Origin of the sequence: Stenotrophomonas sp. LM091 (assembly GCF_001806305.1) — a bacterium.
Lineage (GTDB): Bacteria > Pseudomonadota > Gammaproteobacteria > Xanthomonadales > Xanthomonadaceae > Stenotrophomonas > Stenotrophomonas bentonitica_A.
In genome coordinates, this window is sequence record NZ_CP017483.1 from 1,292,732 (window position 1) to 1,310,772 (window position 18,041).

The following is an 18,041-nucleotide window of genomic DNA, read 5'->3' on the forward strand; positions in this document are numbered from 1 at the left end:
GCATGACCGAACACCTGACCGACCTGGACGCCGCCGTCGAGTGGCTGCTGCAGCGGGTCGATGGCCCCCTGCGCATTGGCGCCCCGCTCGCACTGGGCAAGCCGCACCGGCTGCTAAACGCGCTGTATGCCCGTGTTGAACACGATGCCTCGCGGCCGCTGCAGCTGTATACCGCGCTGTCGCTGAATCCACCGCGTGGCGGCGCCGGGCTGGAAGCGCGCTTCATGACGCCCTTCGCCGAGCGTCATTTCGGTGCGGAGTTCCCGCGCCTGGCCTACGCCGATGCCATGGTGCGCGACCAGCTGCCGGCGCATGTGCAGGTGGAAGAGTTCTACATGCAGTCCGGTGCGCTGCTCAATTCCTCGCAGGCGCAGCGCAGCTACACCAGCCTCAACTACACCCATGCCGCCGATGCGGTGGCGCAGCGCGCACCGCATGCGATCGTGCAGAAAGTGGCGATGCGCGCGAACGACCGGCGCCTGTCGCTGTCGTGCAACAACGACATCACCCAGGACACGCTGGATGCGATGGTCGCGCGCGGGCTGCCACGCCCGTTGATGATCGCCGAGATCGATCCGCAGCTGCCCTACCTGGCCGGTTCGGCCACGGTGGATGTGTCGTTCTTCGATCTGGTGATCACGCCACCGGGGCCCTACCCGGACCTGTTCGGCCTGCCGCGCCAACCGGTGAGCGATGCCGACTATGCGATCGGCCTGTACGCCAGCACGCTGGTGCGCGATGGCGGCACGCTGCAGATCGGCATCGGTACGCTGGCCGATGCGCTCAGCCATGCGCTGGTGCTGCGGCATACCGACAACGCTCGCTACCGGCAGATCCTGCAGGCGCTCGATCCCGGCCTGGCCAGCAATCCCACCGTCCTTGAGTGCGGTGGCCTGGAGCCGTTCGAGATCGGCCTGTACGGTTGCAGTGAGATGCTCAACGAGGGCTTCCGCCGGCTGGTCCAGACCGGGGTGATCCGGCGCAAGGTGCACGACGATCTGGCGCTGCTGCAGCGGATCGAGAACGGCACCGCCTGGACCACCGACTACGCCACGCTCGAGGCCGAGGGCGAGTATCTGCACGGCGCGTTCTACCTGGGCTCGCCGGAGTTCTACCAGTGGCTGCGCGACCTGCCCGAGGAGGAGCGCAGCGCGATCGGCATGCGCCGCATCAGTGAGATCAACCAGCTCTACGGCGGCGATGAAACGCTGGAGCGGATGCAACGCCGCGATGCGCGCTTCTTCAACTCCTGCATGATGGCCACTGCGCTCGGCGCGGCCGTTTCCGATGCGCTGGACGACGGGCGCGTGGTTTCCGGCGTGGGCGGCCAGTACAACTTCGTGGCGATGGCCCATGCCCTGCCCGGTGCACGCAGCGCGCTGATCTTCCGTGCCACCCGCGAGGACAAGGGCACGCTGCAGTCCAACGTGCGCTGGAACTACGGGCACACCACGATTCCGCGGCATCTGCGCGACCTCTACATCAATGAGTACGGCATCGCCGACCTGCGCAACATGACCGACGAAGACTGCGTGATCGCGATGGCCACGATCACCGATGCGCAGTTCCAGGCCGCCTTGCTGGACAAAGCGAAAGCCTCGAAAAAGCTGGCCGCCGGGTTCACTGCGCCCGACGATGGGCGGCGCAACACCGCGGCCGAGGTCAGCGCGGCACTGGCGCCATTCCGCCAGTCCGGCCTGCTGCCGGACTATCCGCTGGGCAGTGATTTCACCGAAGTGGAGCAGCATCTGGTCAAGGCGCTGGGCTGGCTCAAGCAGAACACGCAGACACCGATGGCCAAGCTGCGCACGGTGCTGTCTGCGCTGACGCAACCGGCCGGCGATGGCGACCAGGCCTATCTGCAGCGGATGGGGCTGGAAGCGCCGAAGTCGTTCGGCGAACGCATCGAAGCGCGGTTAGTGCGCTTGGGATTGGCGCGCACCGCAGCCGGATGATGGAGCTCCACGCCATGCGTGGATGCGTGGTGATCACGCGTCAGCCATGGTCGAGGGTTGCGCCAACAGCATCCACGCATGGCGGGGATCTACCCTCGATCAAGGATGGCGTGGTGTTTGCCCTTCAACAAACGAAAAGGCCGGGGAATCTCCCCGGCCTTTCGCGTTGCAGCTACCGGGCATCGCCCGGCGCCACGATCAGTTCGCCAGCTGCGCCTTGGCCGCGGCCACGACGTGCTCGGCGGTGATCCCGAAGTGCTTGTACAGCGCTTCGGCCGGGGCCGAGGCACCGAAGGTGTCGATACCGACCACCGCACCGTCCAGGCCCACGTACTGGCGCCAGAAACCGGTGACGCCGGCTTCCACGGCCACGCGGTTGCGCACGGCGTTGGGCAGCACGGACTCGCGGTAGGCGGCGTCCTGGCGCTCGAACACGTCGGTGGACGGCATCGACACCACGCGGGTCTTGATGCCGGCGGCATCCAGTTCCGCCTTGGCGGTCACGGCCAGGCCCACTTCCGAACCGGTGCCGATCAGGATCACGTCCGGCACGCCGCCTTCAGCATCGGCCAGCACGTAACCACCGCGCTCGATCTGTGCGATCTGCTCAGCGTCGCGCGGCTGGTGCGGCAGGTTCTGGCGGCTGAAGACCAGGCAGCTCGGGCCATCCTTGCGGGTGATCGCCGACTTCCAGCTGACCGCCGATTCGACCGCATCGCACGGGCGCCACACATCGTTGTTGGGGATGTAGCGCAGCGAGGCCAGGTGCTCCACCGGCTGGTGGGTCGGGCCGTCTTCGCCGAGGCCGATCGAATCGTGCGTGTAAACGTGGATGGCGTGGGCCGGGATCAGCGCGCTCATGCGCACGCCGTTGCGGGCGTAATCGCTGAACACCAGGAAGGTGGCGTCGAAGGGAATGAACCCGCCATGCAGGGCCAGGCCGTTGGCGATCGCGGTCATGCCGAACTCGCGCACGCCGTAATAGACGTAGTTGGCGTTCGGGTCATCGGTGGCGACCGACTTGCTGGCCTTCCACAGGGTCAGGTTGGAGTGCGCCAGATCGGCCGAACCACCCACCAGCTCCGGCAGCAGCGGCGCGAACGCTTCGATCGCCAGCTGCGAGGCCTTGCGCGAGGCAATGGTCTGGCCGTCGGCCTGGACCTGGGCGATGTAGGCATCGGCCTTGGCAATGAAATCGGCCGGCAGCTCGCCGTGTGAACGACGGATCAGCTCATCGGCTTCGGCCGGGTACTGCGCGGCGTACTTGTCGAACTGCTGCTCCCACTCGGCCTGGCGCAGGGTGCCGGTACCGCCGGCACGCCAGCCGGCGTAGATCTCTTCCGGGATCTCGAACGGGCCGTACGGCCAGCCCAGCTGCTTGCGGGTCGCTTCCAGCTCGTCCTTGCCCAGCGGGGCGCCGTGGCTGGATTCCTTGCCGGCCTTGCCCGGCGAACCGAAGCCGATGGTGGTGCGGCAGCAGATCAGGGTCGGCTTGTCGAACTGCGACAGCGCGCTGTCGATGGCGGACTTGATGCTCTCCGGGTCGTGGCCATCGACGCCGCGCACCACGTTCCAGCCATAGGCTTCGAAACGCTCGGGGGTGTTGTCGGTGAACCAGCCATCGGTGTTGCCGTCGATGGAGATGTGGTTGTCGTCCCAGAAGCAGACCAGCTTGGACAGGCCCCAGGTGCCGGCCAGCGAGGCGGCTTCATGCGAGATGCCTTCCATCAGGCAGCCGTCGCCCAGGAACACCCAGGTGCGGTGGTCGACGATCTCGTGTTCGGGGCGGTTGTAGCGCTGCGCCAGCAGCTTCTCGGCCAGGGCGAAGCCCACGGCGTTGGCCAGACCCTGACCCAGCGGACCGGTGGTCGTCTCCACGCCGGGGGTTTCATGGTGCTCGGGGTGGCCGGCGGTCTTGCTGCCCAGCTGGCGGAACTGCTTGAGCTGCTCGATCGGCAGGTCGTAGCCGCTCAGGTGCAGCAGCGCGTACTGCAGCATCGAGCCGTGGCCGTTGGACAGCACGAAGCGGTCGCGGTTGAACCACTTGGGATTCTTCGGGTTGTGACGGAGATAGTCGTTCCAGAGCACTTCGGCGATGTCGGCCATGCCCATCGGCATGCCGGGATGACCGGACTTGGCGGTTTCGACCGCATCAGCGGCAAGGAAGCGGATGGCGTTGGCCAACTGGCGGCGGGTAGGCTGCGTCATGGTTCTGTCGGAGTCGGGAGGCTCCCGCGGAGCTGCGGGCAGCCCATTGTCCCACAGGTGATCGGCGGGGTCAGGCCGAAGACAGGCCAGGCCCTTAACGACGACACCCCGCACTGGGCGGGGCGTCAGGTCAGCTCGGGCCTGTGCAGGCTCAGTCGCGCGGGGCCGGCGCGGGGGCCGGGGCCACCGTGGCCACGACCGGGCCATCGTCCACCTCGCCCTTGGCCACCAGGGTGGTCAGGGCCAGATCGCCGGTGACGTTCAGCGCGGTACGGCACATGTCCAGGAAGTGGTTCACGCCCAGGATCAGGCCGATGCCCAGCGGGTTCACGCCCACCATGGCGCAGATCATGGCCACCACCGGCAGCGAGCCGGAGGGCACGCCGGCAGTGCCGATGCCACCCAGGATGCAGACCGCCATCACCATGAACTGCTGGCCGATGCTCAGGTCCACGCCGAAGAACTGCGCCAGGAAGATCACCGTCACGCCCTCGAACAGCGCGGTGCCGTTCTGGTTGGCGGTGGCGCCCACGGTCAGCACGAAGCGCGAGACCTTCTGCGGCAGGCCCATCTGGTCGGCCACGCGCAGCGCGGTCGGCAGGGTGGCATTGCTGGACGCGGTCGAGAAGGCCATCACGGTGGCCTCCTGGGTGTCGCGGAAGAATGCCAGCGGCGAGCGGCCGGACAGCCATACCGCGACGCCGTAGGTCACCACCATGTGCAGGCCCAGCGCCAGCACCACCACGCCGACGTAGGCGCCCAGGCGGATGATCAGCTCGAAGCCGAACAGCGCGGCCAGGTTGAACATGAAGCAGGCCACTGCGTACGGGGCCAGACGGATGACCAGGTTGATCAGGGTCATCGAGATTTCGAAGATGCCTTCGATGGCGCGACGCAGCGGGGCGACTTTCGCCTCGTCGGTCAGCACCATGCCGATGCCGAACATCAGCGCGAAGAACATCAGCGAGAGGATGGCGCCATTGCTGGAGGCCGCCTCGACCACGTTGCTCGGCACGATCGACAGCAGCATGTCCATGCCCTTGGGCGTGCCATGGATGCCAGCGACGATTTCCTTGCTGCGCTCGGCATTCTCGGTGAGCATCTGCGCGGCCACGACCGGGTCCACGCCTGCGCCGGGCTTGAGCACGTTGACCAGCACCAGGCCGATGCCCACGGCGATGCCGGAGAGCAGGATGGTGTAGGCCAGCGTCTTCCAGCCGATGCGGCCAAGGGCGCGGATGTCGCCCATCTCCGACACGCCCATGATCAGCGCCGAGAAGATGAGCGGCACGATCAGCATGAAGATCAGATTGAGGAACAGGCCCGAGGCCGGCGTGGTGATGTAGTCCATCACCCATTTGGCTGCGGCCTGCAGGCCGTCGATACTGCCACCGAGCGCATGGACGGTCAGCCCGAGGACCAGGCCGATGATGAAGCCAATGCCCATTTTCCAGTGCAAAGGCAGTTTCTGCCGGGTCGTTGCGGCCTCAGTCATGGAGCGGCGTTCCTCGAAAAAATGAAATCAGCTTAGCAAAGGCGGCCGCCCTGACCGACACGCTTTTTTATGAATGCGCAGATGGGTACAGCGGCGCCAGGCCATTGTTCTGCGTGGCCGCAGGGGGCCGCCAGTGCGGTCCGTCATGGAAGGCGCGGCGCAGATCCTGTCGGGCCTGGCCGACATCGCCGCCCTGCCCGCCCCAGCGGACCTGCTGCATCTGGACCAGCGCCGCCCGCTGCTGTGCGTCGTCGAGGCGCTCGAGCACCCGCTCGAACGTCTGCACACCGCCCATTCCCGCGAGCACCGCAATGATCTCGTCCAGTCCGCCGGCTTCCATCGCCCGGCGCAGGTCGGCGCGGGTGTACGGACTCCCCGACGCGGTGACGGATACCACCCCCTCGGCGCCCCGCACGACCGCCGGGCGCCGCCGTCGGCGCCAGCCCCAGGCCAGGGTCAACAGCCACAGCACGGCCAGGCCGGCCGACAGGGCGATCCAGCCCCAGGGACGTGGCGCGGCCTGCGCAGGCGCCAACTGCAGATCGGTGGACGCCGTGGCCGGCTCACCCGGCAGGGCCGAGGTGGTGTCCACCGGCAGGGGTGCTGCGGCACTGCCGCCGACGCCGGCGGCGATATCCAGCTGCAGGTCCGGCAGGCTCGCGTTGCGCGGCTGACCGGCCGCCACGTCCCACCACGCCATGCGCAGCCCCGGCACCGTCAGCGCACCGGCCTGGCGCGGCACGATCGCGAAGCGCCGGGTCAGCGTGAGCTGCGGCGTGCTGCCGTTGAAGGTTTCATCGAACTGCGGCGGCTCGGCGAAGACCTGCGCACCTGGCCCGACATCGGGCACCGGCAACTCCGGGAACTGCGCCTTGGTCGCGCCCTCGGCCACGGCCTCGACCACGATGGTGGCCGCTTCTCCGGCACGGCCGGTGGTGGGCGCGGCGGTGTAGCGCAGGCGCAGCCCATGCAGCGGCAGCCACGGCTGCGGTGCAGACGCGGGCTGCGCCTGGACCTGCAGCGTGCGCTCGGCCGATGCGGCGCGCAGGCGGCCATCGCCACCGAACATGTCGTTGAAAAAGCCGCCCGCGCTGCGCCCGTTGAACTGGGCCGCCGGCAGCACCAGCGCTCCGCTGCGCTCGGGGATCAGCAGGAAACGACGTACCACCACGTTGTAGCGGCGGCCATTGACCTCGCGCACCAGGGTGCGGTCTTCGCCCACCCGCTGCAGCGATGCACCGGCCGGCGTATCGAGCACCAGTTCACCGCTGAGCAGTTGCGCGGCGTAGAACAGGCGCACCACCACACCGACACTCTGCTGCACGTACGGCGTCGGATCATCGACCTCGGTTTCCAGGAACACGGCGGCATTGCCCGTGGCCGCGGCGGGGGCCGATGCGCTGCTCGCACCGACCTGCAGCGTCAGCGGCTGCGTACGGCTGCTGCCAACCTGCAGGGCGGGAACCTGCAGCGTGCCGCTCCGCTTCGGGCTGAGCGCCACCGCGTACAACGCGCGCGAGGTCATCGCGCCATTGCTCCACTGCACCTGGCGGCTGCTGGTCTGGCTGCTGAGATCGAAGTCGGTCCGCAGCGGTGCATAGTCCGGCGCACCACCGCCCGCATCGGATTCAATGTTGAGCGTGACGGTGTCGCTGTCGGTGATCTGGTCACGATCAAGCCATGACCGGGTCTGTGCCTGCGCGGCCAGGCTCGCGCACAGCAGCAGGACGAGCCCGGCGCGCAACCAGCGCTGTATCGTGGAGTGTGTCATCGCCCTTCCCGTTTCCTGCGTTCGTTTTCCAGCTGGAACTTGGCCCGCAGCAGGCTGCCCGGATCATCCGGTACGCGCCGCATCCAGGCCTCGACCGCCTGCTGCTGCTCACGCTGCTGCGGGGTGCCGCTGATCTGGCCGTGGGCCTTGTCGTTGCCGTCGTTGTTCCCTTGGCGCTGCATCGCCTGCTGCATGCGTTCGCGCTGGGCGGCGTCGGCCTCGGCCTGCGCCTGGCTGTCGGCGGCCTGCGGTGACTTCTCGCCCTGGGAGCGGCCATCCTTCGGATCACCGGACGAGGGCGGCGGTGACTGCCCCGGTTGGCCCTGGTTCTGCGGCGGCGAACCGTCACCCTCCTTGCCCTGTCCCTGCTGCCCCTGATTCGTGCCTGCGTCGGGCTTTTCGGGCGGGTTCTTTCCGTCCTTCTGATCGTTGTTCTGGTCGTTGTTCTGCGGCGGCTTGCGCTTCCGGGCGGCGTCGACCGCGGCGCGGTTGGCCACCGCATCGGCCATGCCGGGATGCTTCTTCAAGGCGCGGTCATAGGCTTCGATTGCCGCGTCGTACTGCCCCTGGCGCGCCAATGCGTTGCCGAGGTTGTACCAGCCGGCGTCGGTGTCGATGCCCTCGAACTGCTGCTGCGCGGCCTTGAAGTCGCCCTTGCGGTACGCATCCACGCCGCTGGACAAGCGTTGCTGATCGACCTGGTCGGCGCGTTGCCACCACGTTCCTTCGGCGGCGTGCGCCGTGGTGGGCAGCGCCATCGGCACGGCCGCCATCATCACCAGCACCGACAGTGCGCCGCGCCGCCGGAACGCAAACAGGGCCAGCACCATCAGCGGCGGCAGCAGCCAGAAACCTTCATCGCGCCAGGTGCGGCCCTGCCCTTCGCGGCTGTCATCGGCACTGACCCGCGGGATCAACACGTCCAGCGCGGCCAGATCCTTGTCGTCGGAGGCGATGCGGGCATAGCGACCGCCGCCGCGGCTGGCGACGCCGCGCAGGGTGCCCTCTTCCAGCCGCGCGGGCACGATCTGGCCTTCGCCATTACGGTAGGCCGCGCCCTGCGGCGTACCCAGGCCGAGCACGGAGACCACGAAACCCTGCGCGCGTGCCGAGGCCGCCGCCTGTTCTGCATCGGCATCGGCGCGATCGGTCAGCAGCAGAATGTCGCCACCGCGTGCGCCGGATTGCTGCAGCAGCTTCACCGCCGTTTCCAGCGCACGGTCCGCGCGCTGGCCATCGCGTGGCATCACGTCCGGTGCCAAGGCATCCAGGTACAGGGCGACATTGGCCATGTCGTCGGTCAGCGGCGCCACCGTGTAGGCGTCATCGGCGTACACCAGCAGGGCGACTTCACCGCCCTGGCGTTCGCGCAGCAGTGTGGCCAGTTTGGCGCGTGCCTGGAGCAGGCGCGACGGTGGCAGATCGGTCGCGGTCACCCGAGAAGAGAGATCCAGCGCAACCACCAGCGGCGACGGCGTCTGCCACAACGGTTGGGCGACCTGCCGCCACGAGGGACCGGCCAGGGCCACGATCGCGATCACCGTACCGGACAGCAACAGCACCAACCCACCCCAGGCGCGACGGTCGCGGCCGACCAGCAGGTGGCGCAGCAGATGCGCATCCACGGTCTGCCGCCACACGTTGGCCCGGCGCCGGCGCAACCACCAGATCGCCACCAGCAGCGGCAGCGCGAGCAGCGCCCACAGGGCCTCGGGGCGCGTGAAATGCAGGGCGTTCCAGCTCGCGCTCATATCCAGCGCCTCGGCAGCAGCCAGGCCAGGCCGGCCAGCAGCAACGCCAATGCCAGCGGCGGCGCGTAGCGCTCGATCCGCGGCCGCACCGCCGGGCCCGTCGATTTGACCGGTTCCAGCCGCTCCAGCTCGGCATAGATGCCGGCCAGCTCATCGGTATTGCGCGCGCGGAACGAGCGGCCACCGGTGAGCTCGGCAATCCTGTTCAAGGTCGCCTCGTCCACCGGGTCGTCGCCCGGCGCGATCTGCACGCCGAACAGACTGATGCCGCCATCGCCGCCGAAGGCCACGGTGTAGACGCGCACGCCTTCGGCCTGGGCGAGTTCGGCCGCGCGCAGCGGTTCGAGGACGCCGGCATTGCTGACGCCGTCGGTGAGCAGGATCAGCACGCGCTGGCCCTGGGGTTGTTCGCGCAGGCGTTTGACCGCCAGCGCGATCGCATCGCCGATCGCCGTCTCGCGCCCGGCCAGGCCGACCACGCTGTCGCGCAGCTGGTCACGCACGCTGGTGAGGTCGGCGGTCAACGGCGTGAGCGTGTAGGCGCGCTCGCCGAAGATCAGCAGGCCGACACGATCGCCGACGCGGCGGTCCAGGAAGTCGGCGAGCACTGCCTTGGCCGCGGTCAGCCGCTCGACCACCTGGTTGCCGAGCATCATGTCCGCCTCGCTCATGCTGCCGGATACATCCACTGCCAGCATCATCTGCCGGCCCTGCTGTGGCGGCGTCACTGCATCGCCGAGCTGCTGCGGCCGCGCGGCGGCCACGCACAGGCAGGCCCAGGCCAGCCACAGCAATGCACGCCCCAGCCGTGGCCCCGCACCGCCCGGGGCAGCACCGAGCGACTGCAGCTGGTCGGCGGCATAGGGCACCCGCAGCGCGGCGCCCGCGCCGGGGCGCGACGGCCACCAGCGCATGAGGATCGGCAACGGCAGCGCCAGCAGCATCCAGGGCCAGGCCAGGCTGTCGACCCAGCTCAACCACGTCGGCAGCGTGATCGCGATCATCGGCGCCGCTCCGTAAGCAGCGACAGATAGCGGCGGCGCGCGAGCACGCGCAGCCGCTGCACCGCCTCGGCATCCACGCTTGGCCGATAGCCACCGTCCAGCAGCAGCGCGCCGTCGCCGTCGCCGTCGGAGAAGGCGCGGCTGTTGTTCTCATCCAGGAACGCCAGCCACGCCGGCCCCTGCAGACGCTCCGCGCCTGGCTGGTACCGGCGCGCCGCACGGCGCAGCAGGGAAGCGATCGCAGCAACCTGCAGTACCGGCGAGCCGGCGTGGTCGACCTCGGCATCGAACAGCTCCAGCCACCGCTGGCGCGCGCGCCGCGCACGCCACTGCCAGACCCAGATCGCGACCACCACCAGCACGAGCGCGGCGAACACCAGCCACCAGCCCGGTGCGGGCGGCCACCATGGCGGTGACGGCGGCAGCTGCACATCACGCAGCGGCAGCGACGCGGCCGCGCTCATGCCACCACCGCGGTCGGCAGCGGGCTCAACCAGCTGTCGCTGGCGTCATCGGTAGAGACCACGTGCACCTGGATCCGGCGTGCGGACAAGGTGGTCTGCAATGCATCCAGCGGCGCGACGAATCGTTCGCGCCAATGCTCGCGCACCGCCGCATTGCCCAGATCAAGCAGGACGCGACGTCCCTGCGAGAGGAAGGGCAGCGCATCGGCAGGGGGCGCCTTTTCCAGCGGATCGACCAGCAGCATCACCACCACTTCGTGGTGCATGGCCAGCGCAGCCCAACGGGCAACGGTGATGGTGGAGGCGCGCGCCGGATCGGCCAGCACGACCACGCGTGCGCCCGGACGCAGCAACCGGGCCGCCTGCTCCAGCGCGCGATCCAGCCCGGCATCTTCGGCAGGCGGTTCGGCATACCAGCGGGTCAGGGCATTCAGCACGCGCAGCACCCCGCGGGTGCCACCGGCCGGTGCGATCGGCGGTTCCTGGGTACTGCCCCGCACGGCGGCGAGGCGATCGCCCTGGCGCTGCGCCAGCCAAGCCGCGACCGCGCCGACGCGTGCGGCCTGCACGGATTTGAAGCGGACCCGGGTGCCGAAATACAGCACCGGATCGGTGTCGGCGACCAGCAGTGTCAAACGTTCGCGCTCGGCCTGGAACAGCTTGGTGTGGGCCCGCCCGGTGCGCGCGGTGACCCGCCAGTCGATATGCCGCGCATCATCTCCCGGCACGTAGTCGCGGGACTCGGCGTACTCCATGCCCCGGCCACGCGCCGGTGACGGCGCACTGCCGGCATGACCGAGGCGGCCACGGCGGGCCGGCGGTGCGCGATGCGCACTGCGGCGCAGCGCCACCAGCTCGGCCAGGCTCGGCCGCAGGCCATCGCCCTCCAGCGGCGTGGCCGTATGCACGGGGGTCTCCATCGCGCTCAGGGCGCCGGCACGCGGGCCAGCAGCTCGGCGACCAGGCGCTCGCCATCCCAGCCTTCGGCGGTGGCTTCATAGCTGGGCAGCACGCGGTGGCGCAGTACGTCCGGCGCCACGTTACGCACATCGTCCGGGGTGACGAAGTCACGCCCGGCCAGCCAGGCGCGCGCACGCGCACAGCGTTCCAGCGCGATCGAGCCACGCGGGCTGGCGCCCCAGGCGATGCGCCGGGCCAGCGCCGGGTCGTAGCGGGCGGCATCGCGCGAGGCCAGCACGATCTCGATCAGGTAACGCTCCAGCGCCGGTGCCACGTGCAGCGACAGCACCGCCTTGCGCGCGGCGAACACATCGCTCAGCGGCATGCGGGCCGGCGCGGCGGCCGGCGTGGACAGCGCCTCGCGGGCGCGCTCGCGGGCCAGGCGCAGGATTTCGGTCTCCGCATCCGAATCGGGATAGCCGATCCGCACATGCATCAGGAAGCGGTCCAGCTGGGCTTCGGGCAGCGGGAAGGTGCCTTCCTGCTCGATCGGGTTCTGCGTGGCCATCACCAGGAACAGCGAGGGCAGCGGATAGGTATGCCGGCCCACGGTGACCTGGCGCTCGCCCATGGCTTCGAGCAGCGCGGACTGCACCTTGGCCGGTGCGCGGTTGATTTCGTCGGCAAGCAGGATGGGATGGAAGATCGGGCCGGGCACGAACTCGAACCGCCCTTCCTGCGGGCGCCAGATCTCGGTACCGGTCAGGTCGGCCGGCAGCAGGTCCGGGGTGAACTGCACGCGCGAGAAATCCGCATCCAGCCGGGCGGCCAGGGCACGGATCGCGGTGGTCTTGGCCAGGCCCGGGGCGCCTTCGACCAGCAGGTGGCCATCCGCCAGCAGTGCGGTCAGCAGGCGCTCGACGAGCGCGCTCTGGCCGACGATTTCGGACGACAGACCATCGCGCAGCGCGCGGAAGGCATCGTGCAGGCGGTCGTGCTCCACCGGAGCGGGCGTGGGGGTATCGGGCATGGGGGGCGGCAGATTCATGGCATCCATGTGACCTCCACGGTGGGCAGAGGTTCCATCGCCATGATGGCAGGACAGCGCCGGTTACGACATCAAGATTGGCTGAACGCAGAAAGGGCCGCACGCGGCGGCCCTTTCGTCATTGCATGCGGGTGCGTATCAATTCACGGCCGGGGTGGTCCGGGACACGCGCAGCACCTTGGGGGTCACGAACACCAGCAGTTCGGCCTTGTCCTTGTTGCGGCTGCGCTTCTTGAACAGATTGCCCAGGAACGGCACGTCGCCCAGGAACGGTACCTTGTTGACGCTGTTGCGGTCGGTGAACTCATACACGCCACCGATCACCACGGTCTGGCCATCATCGACCAGCACGGCGGTGTTCACTTCCCGGCGGTTGATGGTCGGCACGGTGCCGTAGCCATCCAGGACGATGTAGCTGTCCACTTCATCCTTCTTGACCGCCATGTTCAGGAACACGCGGTTGTCGTTGGTGATGGTCGGGGTGACCTTCAGCTCCAGCACCACTTCCTTGAACTGCACGTTGGCCTGGGCCACACCGCCGGCACCGCCACCGCTGATGGTGACGTAGCCGATTTCCTTACCCTGCTTGATCACCGCTTCGCGCTGGTTGGTGGTCACCACGCGCGGGTTGGAGATCACTTCGCCGCGGGATTCTTCCTGCATGGCCGACAGTTCGACGTCCAGCAGATAACCGGCATTGAGGATCGACAGCGCCAGCGAGCCGGGGCTCTTGAGCGCGTCCACCGGCAGGTTCCAGTTCAACCCGCTGTTGATGGTGGACGGCGCACGGACCGGGATCGCGCCGGTGCGGCCTCCGGCCACCCACTCGTTGATGGCCTTCTGGTACTCGAAATCCTTGGCCGCACGGTCGTTGATGTTCTTGCCGTTCTGCCCGAGGTCGCCGCTGAAGTACACGTTGTCGCGGCTGCCGCTGATGCCGAACTTCGCGCCGAGCTCGCGTGCGAAGGTATCGGTGGCGATCACGATCCGGCTTTCGATCAGCACCTGGTCCACCGGACGGTCGATCACGTTGATCAGCTCGCGCATACGCGCGATCTTCTTCGGGATGTCGCTGATCATCAGCGTATTGGTGCGCTCGTCGGCCACGATCCGGCCACGCGAGGACAGGAAGCCACTTTCTTCCTGCGAATTGCTGCCGCTGCCACTGCCGCCGCTGCCGCTGTTGCCGCCGCCGATACCCTTGGCCTCGGTCAGCGCTTTGAAGATCACCGCAGCGTTGTGGTAGTTGATCTGGATGTAATCGGTGACCAGGTCCTCGCGATTCTCGATCGCGATGCGCGCGTCTTCCTTGTCCTGCTCGAACTTGGCCAGCTCCGGCTGCGGTGCAACCCAGATCACGCCGCCATCGCGGCGCTTGTCCAGGCCCTTGGCGCGCAGCACGATGTCCAGCGCCTGGTCCCACGGTACGTTGATCAGGCGCAGGGTCACATTGCCCTGGACGCTGTCGGAGGCGACCACGTTGAGGTTGGATTCCTCGGCCACCAGCTGCAGCACGGTACGTACCGGCACGTCCTGGAAGTTGAAGGTCACCGGCTTGCCGCTGTAGCCGCGCTGGGCGACGGACGCCGCCGCCTGGCTGACCGTGGCGGCATTGACCGCACCGGTTGCCGGGGCCGCCTGGCGCGGGCTGATCTCCACCACGTACTCGTTGCCGCTCTGGTAGGCCAGCGATTCGAACGCGGTGTTGGTGTTGAGCACCAGCTGGGTGCCGCCGCCATACGGCTTGGCGTCGATGCGCTGCACCGGGGTGGCGAAGTCGGTCACGTTGATCGGCTTCTGCAGGTTTTCCGGCAGGCGCGCATTACCCACGTCGATGACGACGCTGTTGCCCTGGCTGCGCAGATCCGGGCTGGCGCCCTGACCGTCAAACTGCAGGATCAGCCGGCCGGCGCCATCGTCGCCGCGCTTGAAGTCGATCTTGGACACCGACAGCGAGGCCGGTGCAGTCGCCGGCGCGGTGGTGGCCGCCGGTTTGGGCACGGCGCCGCTGGGCGTGGCCGCCATCAGCGTGCCGTTGGCCACCATGAGCGCGACTCCCAGCGCGCACAGGTGGATCAGCTTCTGCCGCCGGACCGGACGCAGCCGCAGGGCGTTGGAAAAGGTCATCGTGCTATCCCCATAATCATTCATTGATCTTCAAGCGCGAGCGTTGCCGGCCGTTCCAGCCAGCCACCCGCGCCATCCGGCACCAGTTCAATCAGCTCAATCCGGTCCTCGAAGACCCCGGTCACCCGCCCGTCGCTCTGCCCCAGATAGACGCCCGGACGCACCCGATAGGTGACCTTGTCCGGTGCCATCACCAGCACGACGAGTCCGCCCCCACGGCCGATCGAACCCACCATGTCCAGGCTGTCCAGCGGGAAATCTTCCAGCGGCTCCTTGCGGCGGTTCGGATCCGGACGCAGCCCCGATCCCCCTTGCGGATTGGTCCAGGCGTCGGTGAACGGGTCGCGCATCCCCTGCGCGGAATACTCAAACGTCTCGAACTGCTGCATCACCGGCAACGGTTCAAGCGGCGGTGCCGGGCGTGCACGCACGTCGGCCACCCACTTTTCCAGGTTCGGTGCATCGCCGGGCGTGCTGGTCACGCCGCGGGCGCAGCCGGCCAGCAGCACCACGCCCAACAGGCCGCATACCCGTGCGGTCGGGGTCAAGCGGCTCATTTCCGGCCTCCCTTGGCGGCCTTTTCCTGCTCGGCAGCGGCTTTCTCCTGGGCTTCCATCTCCACGTCATCCAGGTAACGGTAGGTCTTGACCGTTCCGGACAACTCCAGCGCACCGCTGCGGGCGGTGATGCCGGTCTTGGGATCCTTGGGCTTCAGGTTGATGTCGTGCATGGTCAGGATGACCACGCGCGGCAGCGAGGCCACACCACTGACGAAGGCACCGAACTGGTGGTAACTGCCCACCATGCGCAGGGCGATCGGCTTCTCGGCGTAGAACTCCTTGGGCTGCTCGGCACCGGGCTGGAACAGCTCGTTGGCCAGCCCGCTGGAGAGCGCCGTCTGCGAGATGTCGATGATCAGGTCCGGCATTTCGGTCTTGCTGGGCAACTGGCGCAGCATCTGCTGCAGCACCTGCTCCATCTGGGTCAGCTGCTGCTTGAGCGGCTCCAGATTGACCGCACGGCCCTGCTCTTTCTCGAACTCGGTGCGCAGCTCGGCTTCCTTGTTGACCAGGGCCGAGAGCTCGTCGCGCTTGCCGCTGATCAGCAGGAACCAGCCCATGACCACGATGAACAGGGCGAGGACGACGCAGAACACGACCTTGGCCTGCTGCGGCCAGTTGCCGATGTTGTTGAAATCCAGCTCTTTGAGGTTGATTTTCTGGCTCATTGCTGGCTCCCCTCCGGCGCATTGGCAGGCGCCGGCGGAGGTGCGGGCGGCGTGGTCGGAACAATGCGGCTACCGGCCGGCTTGGCCGGTGCGGCGGCGTCCGGAGCGGTCGACCCTGCCGGTGCGGCGGCCGGATCCTGCGATGGCGCGGCCGGGGCGGCGGACAGCGGGGCGACCGGGGCAACCGGCGCGGCGGCGGTGGTGGTATCGACCACCGGACCATCCGCGGACAGGGCGGCATCGCTCTGTGCGGGCAGGTTCACCTTGACCACGAACATGTACGGCAGGGACTTGATGTCCAGCAGCTGCCCGGGGGCGGTGGAGGTCTTCTCCTTGTCCGGCGCCTTGGCCTCGATGATCGACAGCTCCGGGTTGGTCATCCAGCCCGAGCTTTCCAGGTTGCGCATGTAGGCACTGACGCGCGCATTGGACTGCGTGCGCCCTTCCAGGGTCAGCACGTCGCCTTCCTGCTTGAGCGTGGTCAGCACCACCCCGTCCGGAATGGTCCGCACCAGCGCATCGAACAGATGCACCATCTGCGAGCGCTTGGCCTGCAGTTCCTCGATCACGCCCTTGCGGGCCAGCAGGCGGTCCTTCTGGCGGTCCAGGCGTTCGATTTCCTTGTTCTGCTCCTTGACCTTGTCAATCTCGGCCTGCAGGAAGGTGTTGCGATCCACCTGCCCGCTGACCTGGCGGTCGTAATAGAACCAGATCAACAGCGACAGCAGCAGACCGCCGATGGCGGCGGCACCGAGCATGGCGTAGAAGTCGCGCTGGCGTTGCTTGCGCCGCTCGGCGCGCCAGGGCAATAGATTGATGCGCGCCATCAGTCAAAGCTCCTCAGCGCCAGACCGGTGGCGATCATCAGCGCCGGGGCGTCCTGGGCTAGGGCGTGTGCCTGCACCTTCGGGCCCAGGGTCATCTGTGCCAGCGGGTTGGCCACCACGGTGGCCACGCCCAGCTGCTCTTCCACCATGTCCGGCAGGCCGGTCAGGGCCGCGCAGCCGCCGGCGAGCACGATGTGGTCGACCCGGTTGAACTCGCTGCCTGCATAGAAGAACTGCAGCAGGCGACTGATCTGCTGGACCGTGGCTTCCTTGAACGGCTCGAGCACTTCCATCTCGTAGCTTTCCGGCAGCCCGCCCTGGCGCTTGGCCAGGCCGGCCTCTTCATAGGTCAGCCCGTAACGGCGCATCACTTCGTCGGTCAGCTGCTTGCCGCCGAACACCTGTTCGCGGCTGTACAGGCTGCGGCCGCCACGCAGGACATTCAGGGTGGTCATGGTGGCGCCGATGTCCACCAGCGCGACCACGCCATCACTGGCCACCGGCAGCTCGCTGGCGACCAGGGCAAAGGCGTTCTCGACCGCGAAGGCCTCCACGTCCATGACCCGCGCCACCAGCCCGCCCAGCTCCAGTGCCGACTGGCGCAGCTCGACGTTCTCTGAACGCGAGGCAGCCAGCAGCACCTGGACCATTTCCGGGTTGTTCGGAATCGCACCCAGCACTTCGAAGTCGAGGTTCACTTCCTCGATCGGGTACGGGATGTAGTTGACCGCCTCGAGCTCGACCTGGGCTTCCATGTCGTTCTCGTCCAGGTCGGCGGGCATCGGGATCAGCTTGGTGATCACGGCCGAGCCGGCCACGGCTGCCGCCGCATGGCGTGCCTTGGTTCCGGAGCGGTTCACGGCACGTCGAATGGCCTCCCCGACCGCTTCGACCTCCACGATGTTCTTTTCCACGACCGCATTCGGCGGGAGTGGTTCCACGGCGTAATGTTCCACGCGGAAACGATTGCCGCTGCGGGATAACTGCAACAGCTTTACTGCAGTCGAGCTGATATCGACGCCGATAAGAGGCGACTGGCTTTTTGGGATAAGCCCCACGGTTTCTCCCCTGCCGATGGGCACTTGGACGCAGAACCTGCGACCGCGCATTAATAACGTTTTTTTTGCAAATCGCAACCGTCAAGCTGTAAAACGGGCATCACTGCTCGTTTCACGCGTCCCCAGACGGTGATCGACTGCTCTCCCCGGGAACACCCCCAGCCGTTCCCTTGCGTAATCTATACTCTGCGACCACGAAATTCGC

The 18,041-nt window shown here is 67.9% G+C and carries 14 protein-coding genes; 1 reads left to right on the forward strand and 13 read right to left on the reverse strand.

The annotated features are described in order from the left end of the window. Positions 1–2 precede the first annotated feature (2 nt). On the forward strand, positions 3–1,955 hold the full coding sequence (locus BIZ42_RS05685) for an acetyl-CoA hydrolase/transferase C-terminal domain-containing protein (RefSeq protein ID WP_070425816.1): 1,953 nt from the start codon (positions 3–5) through the stop codon (positions 1,953–1,955). A 198-nt stretch (positions 1,956–2,153) separates the two neighbouring features. Here the strand turns inward: BIZ42_RS05685 and tkt are convergent, their stop codons facing one another. The 13 genes from tkt to BIZ42_RS05750 form a co-directional block, all read right to left on the reverse strand. Further along, positions 2,154–4,163: a transketolase gene (tkt, locus tag BIZ42_RS05690; RefSeq protein WP_070425817.1), complete on the reverse strand. Its 2,010-nt coding sequence runs from the start codon at positions 4,161–4,163 to the stop codon at positions 2,154–2,156. Between the two features lie 151 nt (positions 4,164–4,314). Further along, a complete protein-coding gene (locus tag BIZ42_RS05695; protein ID WP_070425818.1) occupies positions 4,315–5,658 on the reverse strand; it encodes a dicarboxylate/amino acid:cation symporter in 1,344 nt (447 codons plus the stop codon). Positions 5,659–5,725: 67 nt separating this feature from the next. Further along, on the reverse strand, positions 5,726–7,429 hold the full coding sequence (locus BIZ42_RS05700) for a BatD family protein (RefSeq protein ID WP_070425819.1): 1,704 nt from the start codon (positions 7,427–7,429) through the stop codon (positions 5,726–5,728). Beyond that, positions 7,426–9,180 carry a tetratricopeptide repeat protein gene (locus tag BIZ42_RS05705; protein ID WP_070425820.1) on the reverse strand — a complete coding sequence of 585 codons (1,755 nt, stop codon included), beginning with the start codon at positions 9,178–9,180 and terminating at the stop codon, positions 7,426–7,428. The genes BIZ42_RS05700 and BIZ42_RS05705 overlap by 4 nt, the downstream gene beginning before the upstream one ends. Continuing rightward, positions 9,177–10,184, reverse strand: a complete 1,008-nt coding sequence (locus tag BIZ42_RS05710; RefSeq protein ID WP_070425821.1) for a VWA domain-containing protein — start codon at positions 10,182–10,184, stop codon at positions 9,177–9,179. The genes BIZ42_RS05705 and BIZ42_RS05710 overlap by 4 nt, the downstream gene beginning before the upstream one ends. Further along, entirely contained in the window at positions 10,181–10,648 is a 468-nt protein-coding gene (locus BIZ42_RS05715; protein WP_070425822.1) for a DUF4381 family protein, read from the reverse strand. Before BIZ42_RS05715 ends, BIZ42_RS05710 begins: the two co-directional genes overlap by 4 nt. After that, positions 10,645–11,568 carry a DUF58 domain-containing protein gene (locus tag BIZ42_RS05720; RefSeq protein WP_070425823.1) on the reverse strand — a complete coding sequence of 308 codons (924 nt, stop codon included), beginning with the start codon at positions 11,566–11,568 and terminating at the stop codon, positions 10,645–10,647. The genes BIZ42_RS05715 and BIZ42_RS05720 overlap by 4 nt, the downstream gene beginning before the upstream one ends. Positions 11,569–11,573: 5 nt before the next feature. After that, on the reverse strand, positions 11,574–12,596 hold the full coding sequence (locus BIZ42_RS05725) for a MoxR family ATPase (protein ID WP_026069886.1): 1,023 nt from the start codon (positions 12,594–12,596) through the stop codon (positions 11,574–11,576). Between the two features lie 138 nt (positions 12,597–12,734). Continuing rightward, complete coding sequence (locus BIZ42_RS05730) at positions 12,735–14,723, reverse strand: type IV pilus secretin PilQ family protein (protein WP_070425824.1); 1,989 nt, start codon at positions 14,721–14,723, stop codon at positions 12,735–12,737. A gap of 20 nt (positions 14,724–14,743) precedes the next feature. Then, the gene (locus tag BIZ42_RS05735) at positions 14,744–15,280 is read right to left on the reverse strand and encodes a pilus assembly protein PilP (protein WP_156785693.1); all 537 of its coding nucleotides are present in this window, start codon (positions 15,278–15,280) and stop codon (positions 14,744–14,746) included. Next, positions 15,277–15,951, reverse strand: a complete 675-nt coding sequence (locus BIZ42_RS05740) for a type 4a pilus biogenesis protein PilO (RefSeq protein ID WP_019183882.1) — start codon at positions 15,949–15,951, stop codon at positions 15,277–15,279. Before BIZ42_RS05740 ends, BIZ42_RS05735 begins: the two co-directional genes overlap by 4 nt. After that, positions 15,948–16,778 carry a PilN domain-containing protein gene (locus BIZ42_RS05745; RefSeq protein ID WP_070425825.1) on the reverse strand — a complete coding sequence of 277 codons (831 nt, stop codon included), beginning with the start codon at positions 16,776–16,778 and terminating at the stop codon, positions 15,948–15,950. The genes BIZ42_RS05740 and BIZ42_RS05745 overlap by 4 nt, the downstream gene beginning before the upstream one ends. Next, positions 16,778–17,836: a pilus assembly protein PilM gene (locus BIZ42_RS05750; protein ID WP_019183880.1), complete on the reverse strand. Its 1,059-nt coding sequence runs from the start codon at positions 17,834–17,836 to the stop codon at positions 16,778–16,780. Before BIZ42_RS05750 ends, BIZ42_RS05745 begins: the two co-directional genes overlap by 1 nt. Positions 17,837–18,041 lie beyond the last annotated feature (205 nt).